This is a genomic window from Metabacillus sp. KJ11-3 (genome assembly GCF_055808295.1).
The window spans coordinates 4,190,410-4,209,919 of record NZ_CM147865.1 but is presented as its reverse complement, the minus strand read 5'-3'; the positions used below and the strand labels follow the sequence as shown (position 1 = coordinate 4,209,919).

18 protein-coding genes are annotated in these 19,510 nt (G+C 37.7%); 14 read left to right on the top strand and 4 right to left on the bottom strand.

Going from position 1 to position 19,510, the window contains the following annotated elements:
• The first annotated feature begins 218 nt into the window (after positions 1-218).
• Entirely contained in the window at positions 219-1,487 is a 1,269-nt protein-coding gene (gene purD, locus AC0L8O_RS20945; protein WP_473445094.1) for a phosphoribosylamine--glycine ligase, read from the top strand.
• Here the strand turns inward: purD and AC0L8O_RS20940 are convergent.
• Complete coding sequence (locus tag AC0L8O_RS20940; protein ID WP_353579938.1) at positions 1,468-1,569, bottom strand: EYxxD motif small membrane protein; 102 nt, start codon at positions 1,567-1,569, stop codon at positions 1,468-1,470. The genes purD and AC0L8O_RS20940 overlap by 20 nt on opposite strands.
• A gap of 166 nt (positions 1,570-1,735) precedes the next feature.
• The gene (locus AC0L8O_RS20935) at positions 1,736-2,014 is read right to left on the bottom strand and encodes a YgaP family membrane protein (protein WP_026562367.1); all 279 of its coding nucleotides are present in this window, start codon (positions 2,012-2,014) and stop codon (positions 1,736-1,738) included.
• A 106-nt stretch (positions 2,015-2,120) separates the two neighbouring features.
• Here AC0L8O_RS20935 and AC0L8O_RS20930 point away from each other — a divergent pair, with 106 nt between their 5' ends.
• The 8 genes from AC0L8O_RS20930 to AC0L8O_RS20895 all read left to right on the top strand — a co-directional run bounded on the left by AC0L8O_RS20930 (position 2,121) and on the right by AC0L8O_RS20895 (position 11,860).
• Positions 2,121-3,863 carry an adenine deaminase C-terminal domain-containing protein gene (locus AC0L8O_RS20930; protein ID WP_473445092.1) on the top strand — a complete coding sequence of 581 codons (1,743 nt, stop codon included), beginning with the start codon at positions 2,121-2,123 and terminating at the stop codon, positions 3,861-3,863.
• A 36-nt stretch (positions 3,864-3,899) separates the two neighbouring features.
• The gene (locus AC0L8O_RS20925) at positions 3,900-4,466 is read left to right on the top strand and encodes a DUF3048 N-terminal domain-containing protein (protein ID WP_473445090.1); all 567 of its coding nucleotides are present in this window, start codon (positions 3,900-3,902) and stop codon (positions 4,464-4,466) included.
• Between the two features lie 26 nt (positions 4,467-4,492).
• Complete coding sequence (locus AC0L8O_RS20920; protein WP_473445088.1) at positions 4,493-4,951, top strand: DUF3048 C-terminal domain-containing protein; 459 nt, start codon at positions 4,493-4,495, stop codon at positions 4,949-4,951.
• Positions 4,952-4,965: 14 nt separating this feature from the next.
• Positions 4,966-5,280, top strand: a complete 315-nt coding sequence (locus tag AC0L8O_RS20915) for a YerC/YecD family TrpR-related protein (RefSeq protein WP_026562364.1) — start codon at positions 4,966-4,968, stop codon at positions 5,278-5,280.
• Positions 5,281-5,436: 156 nt separating this feature from the next.
• Entirely contained in the window at positions 5,437-6,123 is a 687-nt protein-coding gene (gene pcrB / locus AC0L8O_RS20910) for a heptaprenylglyceryl phosphate synthase (RefSeq protein ID WP_473445086.1), read from the top strand.
• 239 nt (positions 6,124-6,362) lie between these two features.
• Positions 6,363-8,582 carry a DNA helicase PcrA gene (gene pcrA, locus AC0L8O_RS20905; protein WP_473449073.1) on the top strand — a complete coding sequence of 740 codons (2,220 nt, stop codon included), beginning with the start codon at positions 6,363-6,365 and terminating at the stop codon, positions 8,580-8,582.
• Between the two features lie 35 nt (positions 8,583-8,617).
• Positions 8,618-10,624 (top strand): NAD-dependent DNA ligase LigA, encoded by a 2,007-nt coding sequence (ligA, locus tag AC0L8O_RS20900; RefSeq protein WP_473445084.1) that lies wholly within the window; start codon positions 8,618-8,620, stop codon positions 10,622-10,624.
• 51 nt (positions 10,625-10,675) lie between these two features.
• The gene (locus tag AC0L8O_RS20895) at positions 10,676-11,860 is read left to right on the top strand and encodes a CamS family sex pheromone protein (protein WP_473445082.1); all 1,185 of its coding nucleotides are present in this window, start codon (positions 10,676-10,678) and stop codon (positions 11,858-11,860) included.
• Between the two features lie 235 nt (positions 11,861-12,095).
• Here AC0L8O_RS20895 and AC0L8O_RS20890 read toward each other — a convergent pair whose 3' ends face one another.
• Positions 12,096-12,509, bottom strand: a complete 414-nt coding sequence (locus tag AC0L8O_RS20890) for a hypothetical protein (protein WP_473445080.1) — start codon at positions 12,507-12,509, stop codon at positions 12,096-12,098.
• 554 nt (positions 12,510-13,063) lie between these two features.
• Here AC0L8O_RS20890 and putP point away from each other — a divergent pair.
• From putP to gatB, 5 genes are all read left to right on the top strand, one after another.
• Positions 13,064-14,536 (top strand): sodium/proline symporter PutP, encoded by a 1,473-nt coding sequence (gene putP, locus AC0L8O_RS20885; RefSeq protein ID WP_473445078.1) that lies wholly within the window; start codon positions 13,064-13,066, stop codon positions 14,534-14,536.
• Between the two features lie 102 nt (positions 14,537-14,638).
• Positions 14,639-15,019, top strand: a complete 381-nt coding sequence (locus AC0L8O_RS20880; RefSeq protein WP_473445076.1) for an Hsp20/alpha crystallin family protein — start codon at positions 14,639-14,641, stop codon at positions 15,017-15,019.
• Between the two features lie 274 nt (positions 15,020-15,293).
• Positions 15,294-15,584: an Asp-tRNA(Asn)/Glu-tRNA(Gln) amidotransferase subunit GatC gene (gene gatC / locus AC0L8O_RS20875; RefSeq protein ID WP_078433233.1), complete on the top strand. Its 291-nt coding sequence runs from the start codon at positions 15,294-15,296 to the stop codon at positions 15,582-15,584.
• Positions 15,585-15,597: 13 nt separating this feature from the next.
• Positions 15,598-17,055 carry an Asp-tRNA(Asn)/Glu-tRNA(Gln) amidotransferase subunit GatA gene (gene gatA, locus AC0L8O_RS20870; RefSeq protein WP_473445074.1) on the top strand — a complete coding sequence of 486 codons (1,458 nt, stop codon included), beginning with the start codon at positions 15,598-15,600 and terminating at the stop codon, positions 17,053-17,055.
• A 14-nt stretch (positions 17,056-17,069) separates the two neighbouring features.
• On the top strand, positions 17,070-18,500 hold the full coding sequence (gatB, locus tag AC0L8O_RS20865; RefSeq protein ID WP_473445072.1) for an Asp-tRNA(Asn)/Glu-tRNA(Gln) amidotransferase subunit GatB: 1,431 nt from the start codon (positions 17,070-17,072) through the stop codon (positions 18,498-18,500).
• Positions 18,501-18,538: 38 nt separating this feature from the next.
• Here gatB and AC0L8O_RS20860 read toward each other — a convergent pair whose 3' ends face one another.
• Complete coding sequence (locus AC0L8O_RS20860; RefSeq protein WP_473445070.1) at positions 18,539-19,300, bottom strand: AAA family ATPase; 762 nt, start codon at positions 19,298-19,300, stop codon at positions 18,539-18,541.
• Positions 19,301-19,510 lie beyond the last annotated feature (210 nt).

Below are 19,510 nucleotides of genomic sequence, written 5' to 3'. Positions count from 1 at the left end.
CTTCAATTCATTTGTGGCTAGACCCTAGAGGGGCTAGGCGCTGGCAGTCAAAACACGCGACGTCAATCGCCATGACTGCACTTGCACATCCTGTGCTTCGGAGCTGGATGTCAAAGCGCTTATCCACAGTTCAAGGATTTTATAAATTCCTAAACGATCAACATGGAGCCAGTTGAACTGGCTCTAGAATGTTTTATAAACAAGAGCGGGGTGTGAAGATGAAAGTACTGATTATCGGGCAAGGCGGACGTGAACATGCATTAGTATGGAAGGCAGCACAAAGTAAACTTGTAGAGGAAGTTTTTGTTGCACCTGGTAATGATGGAATGGATGAGCTGGCTACACGAGTAGACATCAGCGAAACAGACAATGGAGCACTAGTTTCTTTTGCAAAAGAGAAAAACATTGATTTAACAATCGTTGGCCCTGAAGTTCCTTTACTAAACGGTATTGTAAATGATTTTGAAGCTGAAGGTTTAAAAGTATTTGGACCAAGAAAAGAAGCAGCACTTATTGAGGGCAGCAAAAACTTTGCTAAAGAAATCATGATCAAATACAATATTCCAACAGCTGAGTATCAAACATTTACAGATGTTGAAAAGGCAAAGACATATATTCAGGAAAAAGGTGCACCAATTGTTATTAAAGCGGACGGGTTAGCTGCAGGTAAAGGTGTAACAGTTGCTGAAACTCTTGAAGTAGCGTTAGATAGTGTGACAGATATGCTGGAAAATGCGAAGTTCGGTGATGCATCAAGTTCTGTTGTTATTGAAGAGTTTTTAGCAGGTGAAGAATTTTCACTAATGGCATTTGTTAAAGATGAACAAGTATACCCAATGGTCATCGCTCAAGACCATAAACGTGCCTATGACAATGATGAAGGCCCAAACACTGGTGGAATGGGTGCCTATTCTCCTGTCCCACAAATTTCAGAGGAAGTTGTGGAAACAGCAGTTGAAACAATTTTAAAACCGGCGGCAAAAGCGCTTGTTAGTGAAGGCCGTTCATTTACAGGAATTTTATATGCAGGACTCATCTTAACACCGAATGGTCCAAAAGTTATTGAGTTTAATGCTCGTTTTGGTGATCCTGAGACACAGGTTGTTCTGCCAAGATTGGAATCTGATTTGGTAGAATCATTATTAGCCATTCTAAATGATGAACCTGTAGAGTTAAAGTGGTCTGAACAAGCCGTGCTAGGTGTAGTTCTTGCTTCGAAAGGCTATCCAAATGATTATGCAAAGGGACAACCGATCGGTACTCTTACTGCCAAACATGAAGAAGCTGTTATCTTCCATGCAGGGACAAAAAAAGTGGATAATCAGTTTGTCAATAATGGGGGACGTGTGCTAGTTGTATCTGGCTATGGTTCAACCATTCAAGATGCACAAAAACAAGCGTATGAACTAGTAGAAAAAATTTCAGCTCCTGCATTGTTTTACAGAACTGACATTGGAAACAAAGCTATTAAGCACGTCGTTTCTTAATATAGACATATAGCAAGGCAACAATGCCTCCAATTAAGGCAATAAGAAGAAAAGACATATCTGTTAAATATTCTAAAAACATATGTAACACCTCCTAAAACGATAGAATAAGGGGCTGGCAAGGCCAGTCCCAATTTATTTAAACAAATGGTTGTAATTAGTTTAGTGTCTAGCTCCAGCGCCTAGACCCTCGAGGTCATAAGTGAAGAATTTGCCCTAGGCAGATCAATGCGCTTACGCTTTTCTTATTAAGAAGGATTATACGTAACTTCCTCCACATCTTCACCAAAATAATCTTCATCATCATCTTCAAAGAAATAAGTATTCCTATTTTCAAACAAATAGGTGATTGGGCAAAAACGCAGAATACCTTCTCCAACTTTCATTGCGCCAAGTATGATCGCAATAAGATAAGAATCTCTCCAAGGCTTCTTACAATATTTTGATGTAGCCCATGCTAATACAGATAGCCCACATGTAATCCGAATAAGCGCATTTACAATCCCTATATTTGGTCTAACCATCATAAGCCTCCCTAATTGTCATAAAATTGAAATAAAAACTTTAATGCGTTAATAAATTCCATATGTTAACATAGTATCTAAGTAGTAACTAGAAAATGGAGGGTTTTTTATGCCCGAGCAAAAATTTCAATGGAAAAATAGTCAGATACGAAAACAAATAGAGGTATTAACGAATCATTTAGCTCCAACAGTTGTGCTTAAAAATGCAACATATCTTAACTCATACTTAAGACAATGGATGAAAGCAAATATTTGGATCTATGAAGATCGCATTGTTTATGTGGGGGATAAATTACCTGAACATTCATTTCAAACGGAAGAAATTGATTGCGCTTCCAATGTAATTGTACCAGGATATATTGAACCACATGCACATCCATTTCAGTTATATAATCCCCAATCCTTAGCGAGATATGTGTCACAAACAGGAACAACAACATTTATAGGTGATAATCTTTTTCTTCTTTTGCAGTCCAGTAAAAAGAAAGCGCTTACTTTTATGGATGACATGGAAAAGTTGCCTTATCACTATTTCTGGTGGGCCAGGTTTGATTTGCAGACAGAGGTACACTCTGAGGAAAGTGTCTTTTCACATGATTTTGTTCGAAAATGGTTGGAGCATAAGTCAGTTCTTCAGGGTGGTGAGTTAACAGGATGGCCAAAGCTTGCTGATGGAGATGATTGGATTCTGTATTGGTTGCAGGAAACAAAACGAAGGGGAAAACGAATAGAAGGTCACTTTCCAGGTGCCTCTAATCATACGTTAACAAAAATGAAGTTATTTGGAGTTGACAGTGATCATGAATCAATGACAGGAAAAGATGTGATAAATCGTCTAAAGATGGGATATACTGCTGCATTAAGACAATCATCTATTCGCCCGGACCTGGAGAAGTTAATAAAAGAAGTGCAAAATGAGGGGCTTTCGGTATATGATCATGTCTATTTCACAACAGATGGTTCAACACCGACTTTTTATGAAAATGGAATGATAAATTCGTGTATAGACATCGCTTTGGACTGTAATGTTCCTGCGATTGATGCTTATCACATGGCCTCTTTTAATATTGCCAGGTATTATCAGCTGGAAGATCGCATCGGCGTTATTGCTCCGGGGCGTATGGCAACATTAAATATCCTTGAAAATATTGATAACCCTGATCCTCTTTCGGTTATGTCAAAGGGAAAATGGCTGGTGAAAAACAGAGAGGTTCAACAATATAACGATGATGTGGACTGGGGACAGTATGGGTTGGAACCTGCTGAAATAAAGTGGGATTTACTCATTGATGATTTGCAATTTTCGATGCCGATGGGAATGAAAATGCGTAATGCTGTCATAATGGAGCCTTATTCAGTTACAATTGACAGTTCCTCCGACGTACTTTCGGAAGATCATGATGAAAGTTTTTTAGCATTAATCGACCGTAATGGGGAATGGCGGATTAATACTGTGATCAAAGGCTTTTCAAAGAAAGTGCAGGGTTTTGCTAGTTCATATTCAACAACTGGTGATATGATAGTGATCGGCAAAAATAAAAAAGAAATGCTGTCAGCTTTTGCACGAATGAAAGATATAGGTGGAGGTATTGTATTAACGGAGAATGGGCGCATCATATTTGAAATGCCATTAAAGTTAAATGGTGGAGCTTCCCAAGAAGTACTAGAAAAGGTTATAACAAAGCAAAAGGAATTAAATATCTTATTAAAAGAGAGAGGATACCGATTTGATGATCCGATTTATTCTTTGCTTTTTTTATCATCTACTCATTTACCCTATATACGAATTACACCAAGAGGTATATTTGATGTGATGAAAAAAACGGTACTCTTTCCATCTATAATGCGTTAAAATATAAAAGTGGAAATTAGATAAGGTTGTGTTAGTTTGAGGAATGTAAAATTTGCGGCCGCTTTCTTTTCAATATGTGTATTTATGAGTGCCTGCAGTAATGATGAATCACAAGAGCAAAGGATTCCGGATAATGGTGAAGCATCCGAACAAATAGAAGAAACAGTAGTAGAAGCAGTTGAAGAAAGCGTTGTCTCGCCATTAACAGGATTAGAAACAGACGAACAAAATATAACACAACGTCCAGTTAGTGTGATGATTAACAATCACCCAGCCGCAAGACCGCAATCAGGGTTATCAAAAGCGGACATTGTCTATGAAGTCTTAGCTGAAGGAAATATTACCAGGTTTTTAGCTGTCTTTCAAAGCGACATACCTGATATTATCGGGCCTGTAAGAAGTGCAAGACCTTATTATATTGATTTAAGTAAAGGATATGATTCCCTTTATATTGCCCATGGCTATAGCCCGGATGCGTTAGTAAAGCTAACAAACGGTGAAGTCGATTCCTTAAATGGTATGGAATACGACGGAACGCTTTTTGGAGAGCTGAACATCGGAAAGCACCGCACAACTCCTATATATCAAAAGAAAATATTTTAGTAGGTGCTATTTCCAAACAATATGAAGTGGCAGCAGAAGTAGAACCCTTTGAATTTTTATCCGAAGAGGAAGTCCAAAATTTAAAAGGGGAACATGTTAACAAGTTTGTTATCAAATATGACAATTCCCAAACCTGGCAAGCAACTTACGAGTATAATCAAACTGATAAGGTCTATAGTCGCTATAGTGACACTCAACAAACAGTTGACCTTGAAAGTAATGATCCTGTTAAACTTTCTAATATTTTTGTAGTAGAAATGAAGCATAACATCGTAGATGACTATGGAAGACGCGGAATTAACTTGACGTCTGGAGGAAAAGCTTTATTACTTCAAAATGGTTTGATGCAAGAGGTAGATTGGGTAAATGAAGATGGTAGGATTTTACCTGTAAAAGAAGGGAACATCGTAAAGTTTGTTCCGGGAAAAACATGGATTAATATTGTACCAAATTTAGATATGTTTCTAATTCAATCGCAAGAATAAAAGGAGAATGAATTATGCAAATAGAAAAGCTTCGCGGAAAAGAGCTTGATCAGCTTTTTCAATCTATTTTGTCATTAAAAGACCTTGAGGAATGCTATCGTTTTTTTGATGATTTATGTACAGTCAATGAAATTCAATCTCTGGCACAGAGGCTGGAGGTTGCTAGAATGCTGCGTGAAGGCAATACCTATCATAAAATTGAAACAGAAACAGGTGCCAGCACAGCCACTATTTCACGTGTTAAGCGTTGCTTAAACTATGGAAATGATGCCTACACAATGGCATTGGAACGTGTTCATGGAAATAAGGAATCAGAAGAAGTTGAATAAATAGATAAACACCACAATATGTGGTGTTTTTTATTTGACGTTTATCCAGAAATTACGCTCGTAAAACTTCAAACATCTTCCTTCTCTTTTAAGTTTTTTGCTAGCATGTAATTTGCTATAATAGGGAAATGGATGTTTTGAATGGAGGAATCCAGCATGTACGATATTACCGAGTGGAAGCATGTGTTTAAACTCGATCCTGATAAAGAGATAAATGATGAAGAGTTAGAGAAGATCTGTGAATCCGGTACAGATGCAATTTTAGTCGGTGGAAGCGATAATATCACAGAGGATAATGTGTTGAACTTAATGGCGAGAATTAGACGCTATCTTATCCCTTGTGTTTTGGAAGTTTCCACAGCAGAATCCATCATTCCTGGTTTTGATTTGTACTTCATTCCAACTGTTTTAAACAGTAAAAAAACGAAGTGGATGATGGAACTACATCATGAAGCTGTTAAGGAATATGGCGAGATTATGAATTGGGATGAAATTCTTGTTGAGGGCTACTGTATTCTTAATCCGGAATGTAAAGCAGCAGCTTTAACAGATGCAAATACAGAATTGTCCATTGAAGATGTGAAGGCTTATGCCCGCGTAGCAGAAAATATGTATCACTTACCGATCTTCTATTTGGAGTATAGCGGTAAGCTTGGAGATATGACTGTCGTCGAGCAAACAAAAAAGGTGTTAAATCATACAAAGCTATTCTATGGCGGTGGAATTTCAACTCCTGAGCAAGCAAAAGAATTTGCTCAATATGCAGATGTGGTTGTAGTGGGCAATGTTATATATGAAAATTTACCAGCAGCATTAAAGACTGTGGATGCAGTTAAAGAATGATTGAAAATAATTTTTTAAAGGTATGAAAGTATAAATTATTAATTAGTTATAGTGTCTAGCTCCAGCGCCTAGCCCCTCGAGGTCATAAGTCAATTTGAAATTGAAGGCAAAGAACGCCTTCTATTTCAAATTGACTTATTGCCCTAGGCTGTTCAAGGCGCTTGCGCTTTTCTTAGTTGAAGGTTTTTTGTGATGACGTTAAAATAGAACATATGTTTTTATGAAGGATGGTGAGGATGTTGCAATTTTTATCAAATCAGTTATTAGCAGGTTTGAATGATATGCAACAAAAAGCGGTAAAAACAACAGACGGCCCTTTACTAATTATGGCCGGTGCCGGTAGTGGAAAAACAAGGGTGTTAACACACCGTATTGCATATTTAATGACAGAAAAACAAATTGCCCCGTGGAATATATTGGCGATTACGTTTACGAATAAAGCTGCACGTGAAATGAGAGAGAGGATCCAAGGGATCTTAGGTTCTGGCGGGGATGATATTTGGATTTCTACCTTTCACTCGATGTGTGTAAGAATTTTACGAAGAGATAGTGACAGAATGGGAATCAATCGTAACTTTTCCATTCTTGATACGACAGATCAATTGTCAGTAATAAAATCAGTACTAAAAGAGAGAAACTTGGATCCTAAAAAATATGATCCAAGAAGCATACTAGGATCTATTAGCAGTGCCAAAAATGAACTAATCACACCAGAAGAATTTGATAATCAAGCAGGAAGTCATTACGAGCAAATCGTTAGTGATATATACAAAGATTATCAAAAGAAACTCCGTAAAAACCAGTCACTTGATTTTGACGACCTTATTATGACAACCATTCAATTATTTCAACGTGTTCCGGAAGTGCTAGAGACATATCAAAGAAAGTTCCAGTATATTCATGTTGATGAGTATCAAGATACGAACAGAGCGCAATATATGCTTGTTAAGCTTTTAGCTGCAAGATTTCAAAATTTATGTGTTGTTGGAGACTCTGATCAATCAATCTACCGATGGCGTGGAGCAGATATTGCTAATATTTTATCGTTTGAGAAGGATTATCCTCAAGCAAATGTTATTTTATTAGAACAAAACTATCGTTCAACCAAGCTTATTTTAGAAGCCGCCAATGAAGTGATTAAGAAAAACTCGAATCGTAAACCTAAAAAGCTTTGGACCGAAAATCCGCAAGGGCCGAAAATTACGTACTATCGTGCTGATAGTGAGGCATCAGAAGGACAATTTGTGGCAGGGAAAATTAAGCAGTTGGTGGATTCAGGACAACGTAAGCTTTCTGATATCGCGATTCTGTATCGTACAAATGCACAATCCCGTATTATTGAGGAAGTATTATTAAAGTCAAACTTAAATTATACAATCGTTGGTGGTATTAAGTTCTACGACCGAAAAGAAATTAAGGATTTACTAGCATATCTTCGTTTAATTGCTAATCCTGATGACGACATTAGCTTGGCCCGTGTTATCAACGTACCGAAACGTGGTGTTGGTTCAACATCTTTCGATCGGATTGCAAATTATGCAATCGATCAAGATATCTCTATATTCCGGGCACTGGACGAAATAGAACATATTGGAGTAAGTGCCAGAGTTGTTAATGCATTGGTAGAGTTTCGGGAATTAATCCGAAACCTTGGTAATATGCAGGACTATCTTTCCGTTACTGAGCTTGCTGAAGAAATTATTGAAAAATCGGGTTATCGAGACATGCTAAAGCAGGAAAAAACTCTTGAGGCCCAAAGCCGCCTGGAAAATATTGATGAATTTTTATCTGTTACTCAAACTTTTGAGAAGCAAAATGAAGACAAAAGCCTTGTTGCCTTTTTAACAGACTTAGCTCTTGTATCAGATATTGACAAACTTGATGAAGAGGAACAGGAACAAAGTGATGCACTCGTTTTAATGACACTTCATTCTGCAAAAGGCCTGGAGTTCCCGGTTGTCTTTTTAATTGGACTTGAGGAAGGAGTTTTCCCACATAGCCGTTCTTTAATGGAAGAAGATGAGATGGAGGAAGAACGCCGTCTGGCATATGTAGGGATTACAAGGGCTGAGCAGGAACTGTTTATTACAAATGCCCAAATGCGTACATTATTTGGTAGGACGAGTATGAATCCGGAATCACGATTTATTTCCGAAATTCCAAGTGAGCTAATTGAGAACTTGAATGAACAGGTGAAAAAAGCTTCAACTTCATTCAATACTGCACGCAGACAGGAAAAACGCCCCCCAGTGTCAAGGCCTGTTGTTACACCATCTTCTACTGGAGGAGATGAACTACCATGGGCAGTTGGAGATAAAGCTGAACATAAAAAATGGGGTATTGGTACGGTTGTAAGTGTAAAAGGAGCAGGAGAAGGAAAGGAATTAGATATTGCATTTCCTAGTCCAGTCGGGATTAAACGTCTCCTTGCTAAATTTGCTCCTATTAATCGTGTGTAAACCAAAAGTTCCGGAAGAAAGGATTGGACATCTGAATGGATAAACAATCAGCAACAAAACGAGTTCAAGAGCTTCATGAACTACTAAACACTTACAACTATGAATATCATGTTTTAGACCAGCCAAGTGTTCCTGATGCAGAATATGACCGTCTCATGCAAGAACTTATAAAGGTCGAAGAAGAATTTCCTGAATTTAAAACACAAGACTCTCCTACCCAAAGGGTTGGAGGGGTTGTGTTGGAAGCTTTTCAAAAGGTTGTTCATCGAACGCCGATGCTAAGCCTTGGCAATGCATTTAATGAACAAGACCTGCGGGATTTTGATCGAAGAGTTAGACAAGCTGTCGGTGACGATGTCCAGTATGTTGTTGAATTAAAAATAGATGGATTAGCCGTTTCTCTTCGCTATGAAAGTGGTTATTTTATCCAAGGTGCTACACGTGGTGATGGAACTACTGGTGAGGATATCACGGAAAATTTGAAAACTGTGCGCTCTATACCGCTAAAGCTAAAATCGAATGTGTCCTTTGAGGTACGCGGCGAAGTATTTATGCCGAAGAAGTCTTTTGAAAAATTAAATGAACTTCGACTAGCCGCAGAGGAAGAGCCATTTGCAAATCCCAGAAATGCTGCTGCAGGTTCAATTAGACAACTGGACCCTAAAATAGCAGCCAAGAGAAATCTCGATATTTTTGTTTATAGTATCGCTGATTTAGGGGCGACTGGCATTCAAAGACATAGTGAAGCACTAGATTTTCTTGAGAAAGAAGGCTTCAAAACAAATAAAGAACGTAGAAAATGTGAAAATATTGATGAAGTGATTACTCTGATTGAAAACCTTCAGGAAAAACGTGCAACACTACCTTATGATATTGATGGGATTGTTATTAAAGTAGATTCCTTAGATCAGCAGGAAGAACTTGGGTTTACGGCAAAAAGTCCCCGCTGGGCTGTTGCTTATAAATTTCCTGCTGAAGAAGTTATGACAAAACTAATCAATATCGAACTAAGTGTAGGAAGAACAGGAGTTATCACACCGACAGCTATTTTAGAACCGGTGAGGGTTGCTGGTACAACCGTACAACGTGCGTCACTACATAATGAAGATTTAATTCGAGAAAAAGACATTAAGCTCGGAGATACAGTTGTGGTTAAAAAAGCGGGAGATATCATTCCCGAGGTCGTCAATGTTTTAGTGGAACATCGTACAGGTGAAGAACAGGAATTTTCAATGCCAACACATTGCCCGGCATGTGAAAGTGAGCTGGTAAGAATTGAAGGAGAAGTAGCATTACGCTGTATTAACCCACAATGCCCTGCTCAGATTCAAGAAGGTCTCATTCATTTTGTTTCACGGAATGCGATGAATATAGACGGTCTTGGAGAAAGAGTTGTTTCTCAACTATTCCTTGCAGGATTAATTAAAGATGTGGCAGATCTTTACCGTTTAACAAGAGAACAGCTCCTCGGGCTTGAGAGAATGGGTGAAAAGTCAACAGACAACCTATTACAAGCAATTGAGCAATCGAAGGAGAATTCACTTGAAAGACTTCTTTTTGGTTTGGGCATTCGCCACGTCGGATCAAAAGCAGCTAAAACATTGGCTCAGCAATTTGAAACAATTGAAAACCTTCAGAAGAGTACAGAGGAAGAGTTAGTAGCGATTAATGAAATCGGTGGAAAAATGGCAGATGCTATTACAACTTATTTTCAAAACCCCGATGTACAGCATCTTGTGAGTGAATTACAAGCATTAGGTGTTAACACAATGTACAAAGGCCCTAAACTGGTAAAAGCGGAAGACAGTGATTCTTATTTTGCCGGAAAAACGGTTGTGTTAACAGGGAAGCTTGAACAATTGTCACGAAATGAAGCGAAAGAAGGTATTGAAGCACTAGGTGGTAAAGTGACTGGAAGTGTTAGCAAAAGCACAGATCTTGTCATAGCCGGCGAGGCCGCAGGAAGTAAACTTAAAAAAGCGGAAGAGCTAAATATCGAAGTATGGAATGAGACTCAATTAATAGAAGAGTTAAATAAATAATCGTCAACCCGTCCCAGTGAAATAGGAAAAAATAAGAGGTGTGGACTTACATTGAAAAAGAAACTAGTTGTGGTGCTAACAGGCTTACTGTTTTTAACAGCGTGTGCACCTAATTTCGGAGAGCAAGAGGAAATCGTTCAGGAAACCGTGGATGAATCTAAGGAAACAGCGATCATTCCAAAATATAACATTTCAGATTCATATTACAAAATGATTTTACCGTTTAAGCAAGGGGAAGCAAGAGGCTTAGTTTCTGAGCAATTAAATACCCGACTAGATATAGATGAGTTTGAAACGGGATTAATGAGAGTTGCGCAGGAGACATTTTCAACAGATAAATATCTATACCAGGAAGGACAATATTTAACAAGTGATGTTATTACTAGCTGGTTAAAACGAAAGCTAACAGGAGATGCCTTGGAACAGGCCCAAGCAGAGGCGAAAAAAGGTGGAGAGAAATTTGTAGATCTAGGATTAAATCCTGCTCTCACTGGTGAAGGTGGACTAGAGCAAAAGAATGCTGCAAATCCTATTTATCTCGCACATATGCTTGAACATAACTATTTAATCCGTGAAGGTGATACCGTAGAGCTTGGCGGAGTTGTTATCGGGTTAGCGATGAATTCTGTACACTACTTCAATCAAGAGGCTGGTTATGCTAGAGAGCATAAAATTAGTAGAAGTGAAATCCTCTCAAAAGGAAAAGAAATTGCACAGGAAGTCATTAATCGTGTTAGAAACACGAGTGGTTTAGAAAACGTACCAATTGTTATTGCTTTATACGAACAAGAAGAGAAGTCCTCAATTGTGCCTGGTAATTTTATTGCGAAAACAACAGTAAAGCAGGGGACAAACAATTTAGGGAAATGGGAAGATATAAAGGAAGATTATTACTTCTTTCCATCACCGGAAGCAACAAAAGACTACAGAGATGACGCACAAATGTTTAATCGATTTAAGCAGGATATCGAAGAATTTTTCCCAAATTACACAGGTGTAATCGGAAAAGCATTTTACAAAAATGAGGAACTTAACTACCTGGATATTGAAATTCCAATGCAGTTTTATGGAAAAGCAGAAGTAGTGGCATTTACTCAATTTGTTACAGGGAAAATCATGGAATACTTTCCGGATTACATGAATGTGGAAGTTAATATTATGTCAACATCTGGTCAGGAAGCACTCATTTTGAAAGAACCAAACCAAGAGGAACCAACCGTTCATATTTATAAATAAAAAAACCGCTTGGAGATCTCCAAGCGGTTTTTTCTATTCAACATCACAATGAAAATACTCTATCTTTGTACCTGACTTTTCAATAATAGGAAAGCCACCCTGGTCATAGCAACTAGCAGAAAGTGATTGTACCTCTTTATAACTAAAGTAAAATTGAAAGAAAACCAATGATCCTACTAATATTAGTATGGTTGAAAGTGTGCATATAAGTATGGGCTTCTTTTGCCTGAGCATGTTATCCATTCCAGTAAAGCCGCTCATTTTGTGGTTGTTCATAAAGTGGAATTTCATCCTCTTTTAAATCCTGCGGTGATGTATTTTCTGGTTGTTGTGCTTGGGGTGATATACTATTTATTTTTTCATCTGAATCTTTGTTTGATAAAGTATGAATTAACTGAGATGTGAGGACATTTCTTTTTTCATATGCAGTTAAAAAGGCTGCAGTGGCAATAAGGATTCCTCCACCTATCAACGCAAATATATAAGGTCCGAAAGAACCAACCATTTGAAGTAACATAAAGTCGATTGACCCGCCATACATTTCTCTTTCTGCTTCTGCAGCTTTAAAGGTCATAGATATATGATTGATTAATCCACCTGCACCAAGGAGGATTAAAAATCCACCAAAGCCAATTAAGAATTTCTTCAATTTTACCACTCCTGACGAAATGATTCTCGTCCAATTTTACCATAAATTATTAGATATCTCCAGAAACTTGAAGATATAAAGTGGTGTTTTAGATAAGTAAATAGAGGGAAAAATAAATTATTATATCATGAAATCCTAGGTGCGGAAAGACATAAATCAGCAAAAAATATGTGGAAAAACGCAATTTTCGCGAACTTAATTTTATGAATTTTAATGAATAGATATAATTTATAATAGGATATTTTGACTAATTGATGCGTTTTTGTGAATAATTATGCAATTTCTATTTCGTGACCAAGACGGAAATTTGTTTGATCTGTCAGATTGTGTTAAGATGTTAAACGTCTCGTGCCTACTGTCAGTCTATTAGCCTATAAATATCTTTCATCATGAAATTGCATATGACTGCATAAGGATTTGTTAAAGCTAATTTAGGGGGTGTCCAAATGGAATTAACTTTAGCAACATGGTGTTGGCTGTTGATCCCAATGCCATTGTTAGTAGTACTATCGATTATTACTTATTTTACTGAGAAAAGGAGTGGTTAAAGAAAAATGGATATTAATATAGCCCAATTAACGGCAATTATTATTTATCTGATAGGGATGTTAGTTATTGGAATAGTTGCATCCAAAATGACAAGTAATTTAACAGATTACGTACTTGGAGGAAGACGTCTAACTCCGGGAGTAGCCGCTTTAAGTGCAGGAGCATCAGACATGAGTGGTTGGTTAATGCTGGGTTTACCCGGAGCCATGTATGCCAGTGGTATGGGAGGAATGTGGATTGCAATAGGTTTATCAGTCGGTGCTTATTTAAACTGGCAATTTGTTGCAAAGCCATTTAGGGTATATACGGAAGTTGCAAATGATTCAATCACGGTATCTGACTATTTTGAAAATCGTTTCCGTGATAAATCAAGGTTACTAAGAATTGTGTCTGCTATTGTTATTCTGGTATTCTTTACATTCTACACTTCATCAAGTCTTGTAGGAGGTGCCATTCTCCTTGAAAGTTCGTTTGGAATGGATTATAGACTAGCGTTATGGATTGGTTGTGGAGTAATCCTTTCATATACTCTCTTAGGAGGCTTCCTGGCAGCAAGTTGGACTGATTTTATTCAAGGAATTTTAATGCTTTTAGCTTTAGTCATTATACCAATCGTTGTTGTATATGAACTTGGTGGTTGGGGAGACACATTACAAAAGATTGGAAATATTGATCCATCTTATCTAGATATCAATACAGGAGCAACATTTATAGGAGTAGTTTCACTACTTGCATGGGGACTTGGTTATTTTGGTCAACCGCATATCGTTGTTCGATTTATGGGAATTAGATCGACTAAGGATATTCCAAAAGCTCGATTAATTGGGATGACATGGATGATTATTTCACTCTTTGGAGCAATTTTTATCGGGTTCACAGGAATTGCTTACTTTGCTGATGCACCGCTTGAAAACTCTGAAACAGTGTTTATTATGTTTTCACAAGTGTTATTTAATCCTTGGGTTTCAGGATTCTTACTTGCAGCCATTCTTGCAGCTATTATGAGTACAGTAGATTCTCAATTAATTGTTGCTTCAAGTGCTTTAGCACAGGACTTTTATAAGCAGCTATTTAAAAGAGATGCTACACAAAAGGAAGAAATGATTGTTGGAAGAATTGCTTGTCTTGTTATTGCGATCATTGCAATCTTCTTAGGTTATGATCGAGACAGTAAAGTTCTTGAGCTTGTAAGTTATGCATGGGCCGGGTTTGGTGCTGCATTTGGTCCACTTATTATCTTGAGCTTGTTCTGGAAACGAATGACCAGAAATGGTGCATTAGCCGGAATGATTGTTGGTGCACTAACCGTTATTATATGGTCTAAACTAACGGGTGGTATTTTTGATCTCTATGAACTGGCACCAGGATTCATCTTTTCTTGGATCACAATTTGGATTGTGAGTTTATTAGGAAAAGAGCCTTCTGAAGAAGTTCAAAATGAGTTTGATACGTTTAAAGCTGAATTAAGAAAATCTTAAAGCCTAAACATCCCCTTTCATTTAAGGGGGTGTTTTTTGATAGGCAAAAAAAGATTCGCTTCATAGGATATATTATTAAAACGTAAATGGAGGTTATAAAGAATGACTGATCCAATGAAGCTGATCAATGAGTTTTTTCAAAGCCGGCCTAAACGAACATTGCTGGATTCTATAGATGATGCATTTAGGAAATCAAACCCTGTTGCCGGTTTCTCCATAGATGTAAAGGAGACAGCAGATCATTTTATTATAATCGCGGAGCTACCAGGTGTCCCGAAAGAGGATATTCAATTGGAATTGCGTGGAGATGATGTGGTCATTAAGGTGAAGGAACAACGACATCAAAGCAGAAGAATCGGTGGAGTCAAGAACGTTTCGTTGCCTCATTATGTATTAAGGAAAAATATGAAGGCCATGTATAAACACGGATTACTGGAGATTCAGCTCGATAAAAAGAAGCCAAAGAAGATTGAGATTGAGTAGTACTTAAAGTCCCCCGCTAGTATACAGCTAGCGTTTTTTTATTGCCCAATTGTAGGTTTTTGTCGAAAGTCGATAAATTTGAAAAATCGAAGCTAAAGTAGAAGGAATCGGAGATATATCTTAATAATCGTAGATGAAATCCTCAGAATCGAAGATAATCATAAATTTGGTCTCAAAGTATGGCAGCTTTTCTCTACAATTGTTGATTAAATATATGTTCATTTGGTATCATCAGAGTATTGTGATTGTACGATTTTGTGGAGGTGAGTGTTAGATGTCTAGAATTTCAACTGATCAAGTAAAGCATGTTGCGAATTTAGCTCGTTTGGCTATTTCTGAGGAAGATGCGGAGCTTTTTACAAAACAATTAGATGCAATTATTACATTTGCAGAGCAATTAAATGAAGTCGATACTGAAAATGTTAAGCCTACTTCTCATGTATTGGATATGAAAAATGTAATGAGAGAAGATGTTCCGAAAAAAGGATTAGACAACGAAGAGGTTGTTAAAAATGCACCAGATCATGCGGATGGGTATATTCGTGTACCATCAATTTTAGAATAAAGGAGGGACAAGCATGGCATTATTTGATCATAAAATATCAGAATTAAAAGAACTTTTACATAAGAAAGAAATTAAGGTTTCTGATTTAGTGGATGAATCTTATCAACGCATCCAAGCGGTTGATGATAAAGTTGGAGCGTTCCTTGCATTAAATGAAGAACAGGCACGTACATATGCTAAGGAATTAGATGAAGCGTTAGATAGTCGTAATGAATTTGGGCTATTATTCGGTATGCCGATCGGGGTCAAAGATAATATCGTAACAAAAGGCTTACGTACAACTTGTGCTAGTAAGATCCTGGAAAACTTTGATCCTATTTATGATGCAACGGTTGTGAAACATCTTCAAAATGCTGAAGCAGTGACAATCGGGAAACTAAACATGGACGAATTTGCGATGGGTTCATCAACTGAAAACTCCGGTTATAAACCCACTCGCAATCCTTGGAATTTAGAAACTGTACCAGGTGGTTCAAGCGGCGGATCTGCTGCTGCTGTAGCTGCTGGTGAAGTTCCTTTTTCACTTGGTTCTGATACAGGTGGCTCCATTCGTCAACCGGCATCCTTCTGTGGTGTTGTTGGATTAAAGCCTACATATGGACGGGTTTCCCGCTTTGGTTTGGTTGCTTTTGCATCATCTTTAGATCAAGTTGGTCCAATTACACGTACAGTTGAAGATAATGCTTTCCTCCTGCAAGCGATCTCGGGTGTAGATGAAATGGATTCGACTTCTGCAAATGTGGAAGTACCGGATTTCCTTTCTTCACTAACAGGTGATGTGAAAGGATTAAAAATCGCCGTACCAAAGGAATATCTTGGTGAAGGTGTAACTGAAGAAGTGAAGCAGTCTGTTCTTGATGCATTAAAAGTGTTGGAAGGACTAGGAGCAACATGGGAAGAGGTGTCATTACCACACTCTAAATATGCTCTAGCAACATACTATTTATTATCTTCATCTGAAGCTTCTGCAAACCTATCTCGTTTTGATGGTGTTCGTTACGGCCATCGATCAGATAATGCTGAAAACCTTATTGATTTGTACAAGCAAAGTCGAGCTGAAGGCTTCGGTAATGAAGTAAAGAGACGTATCATGCTTGGAACATTTGCATTAAGCTCTGGTTATTATGATGCTTACTATAAAAAGGCACAAAAAGTACGTACATTAATCAAAAAAGATTTTGAAGATGTTTTGGAAAAATATGATGTCATTATTGGACCAACAACACCAACACCTGCCTTTAAAATCGGTGAAAATGTAAAAGATCCATTAACTATGTATGCAAATGACATTTTGACGATTCCAGTTAACTTAGCAGGTGTACCAGGAATCTCTGTACCATGTGGTCTATCAAATGGATTACCACTTGGTTTACAAATTATTGGTAAGCATTTTGACGAAAGCACGATTTACCGCGTTGCTCATGCGTTTGAGCAGGCAACAGAACATCATAAAGCAAAACCTGAACTGTAAGGGGTGAGGAAACAATGGAATATGAAACGGTCATAGGACTTGAGGTCCATGTTGAGTTAAAAACTGAATCGAAAATCTTTTCAAGTGCACCAAACCACTTTGGTGCTGAGCCGAACACAAATACAACCGTAGTCGAGCTGGGCTATCCAGGTGTATTACCTGTGTTGAATAAAAAAGTTGTTGATTTTGCAATGAAGGCATGTATGGCGTTGAACTGTGAAGTTGCTACTGAGACGAAATTTGATCGTAAAAATTATTTTTATCCGGATAATCCGAAAGCATACCAAATTTCCCAATTTGATAAACCGATTGGGGAAAATGGGTGGATTGATATTGAAGTAAATGGTGAAACAAAACGTATCGGCATCACACGTATTCATATGGAAGAAGATGCAGGTAAATTAATTCACTCAAATGACGGCTACTCTTTAGTTGATTTAAACCGTCAAGGTACACCTCTTATTGAAATCGTATCTGAACCTGATATCCGTACACCTGAAGAAGCTTATGCTTATTTAGAAAAGCTCAAAGCGATCATTCAATATACTGAGGTATCGGATTGTAAAATGGAAGAAGGATCACTACGTTGTGATGCGAACATCTCATTACGTCCTGTAGGACAAGAAGAGTTCGGAACAAAAACAGAGCTTAAAAACTTAAACTCCTTTGCATTTGTTCAAAAAGGACTAGAATATGAGGAAAAACGTCAGGAAAAAGTTCTTCGTTCCGGTGGGGTGATTGACCAGGAAACTCGTCGCTATGACGAAGCAACGAAGAAAACGATCCTTATGCGTGTTAAAGAAGGTTCTGATGATTACCGTTATTTCCCTGAGCCGGACCTTGTTGAACTTTATATTGATGATGAATGGAAGAACAGAATTCGTGAGTCCATTCCTGAGCTGCCGGATGCACGACGCAAACGATATATTGATGAGCTTGGCTTACCTGCGTATGATGCACAGGTATTAACGATGACAAAGGAAATGTCTGATTTCTTTGAAGCTACACTTACAGCTGGTGCTGAAGCAAAGCAAGCATCAAACTGGATCATGGGTGAAGTTTCTGCTTACTTAAATGCTGAAGGGAAAGAGCTACATGATGTCGCTCTTACGGCAGAAGGTTTAGCAGGGATGATTAAGCTAATTGAAAATGGAACGATTTCTTCAAAAATTGCGAAGCAAGTATTCAAAGAGCTTATCGAGAACGGTGGAGACCCTGAAACCATTGTAAAAGAAAAAGGCTTGGTTCAAATCTCCGATGATGAAACATTACGTAAATTTGTTAACGATGCGATCGATGCAAATCCACAATCTGTTGATGACTTCAAAAATGGTAAACAAAAAGCAATTGGCTTCTTAGTTGGCCAAATTATGAAGGCAACAAAAGGACAAGCAAATCCACCTATGGTAAATAAACTATTGATGGAAGAAATTCAAAAAAGATAAAGCAAAAAGAGAGATCTGCTATGCACGGGATCTCTCTTTTACATGGTATCTTGTTGTAATAAATGATGAAGGATGCGATCTTTGTCATCGAAAAACTGTTTCATTAATTGATAATGGTTTGTGTCCTCAAGCTTTGTTTCACGAATCCCTACTTCTGATAATTCATAAATTGTTGCCTGAGGATAAGCCATAATAATCGGTGAATGAGTGGCGATAATAAATTGAGAGTCATTTTGAACGAGTTCATCAATTCTCGAGAGCATCGACAGTTGCCGTAAAGGTGAGAGAGCCGCTTCAGGCTCATCCAGTAAATAGATACCTTGTCCACGAAATCGGTTCTTAAAAGTGGCAAAGAAGGACTCACCATGTGATTGTTCATGTAAAGATCGTCCTCCATATCCGTCAATGACCCTGGGCCCTCCACCTTCCTTGTCTAATTCTTCAATATTTGAAGCAACATTATAAAAGCTTTCAGCGCGTAAGAAAAAACCGTCCTTAGGTCTAATTGTTCCTTTTATTAGTCTTAGGAAGTGATCAAGGTTTGAGTGAGAATCATAGGTGGAAAATGTAAAATGGAGTGAGCCTCCTTCAGGATTAAAGCCTATACCAAGGGCAATAGCTTCTAATAATGTCGACTTACCCATTCCATTTTCTCCAACCAAAAATGTAACATTTGGATGAAGGGATATTTCATCAAGAAATTCTACACTTGGCAGATTAAAGGGATATTGCTGAAAAGAAGGAACACAATCCCTTAATAGTTGAACACGCCTAATATACTGGTCATTCAGCTCGTCCATATGTATACCTGCTTTCCAAATGATTTGCTAATAATTGTAACAAAAATGCGAACAGGTTCATACTACTTCTGCATGGGAAATGGAATGAAAAACTTTACTTTTATTATAAAACATGGTGATAATGGTAGTTGGGTTAAAATGTTTTGTACCCATAAAAATGGGAGACAATGATAATAGTATATAAATGATTTTAAAAAAGACTTAAATGTC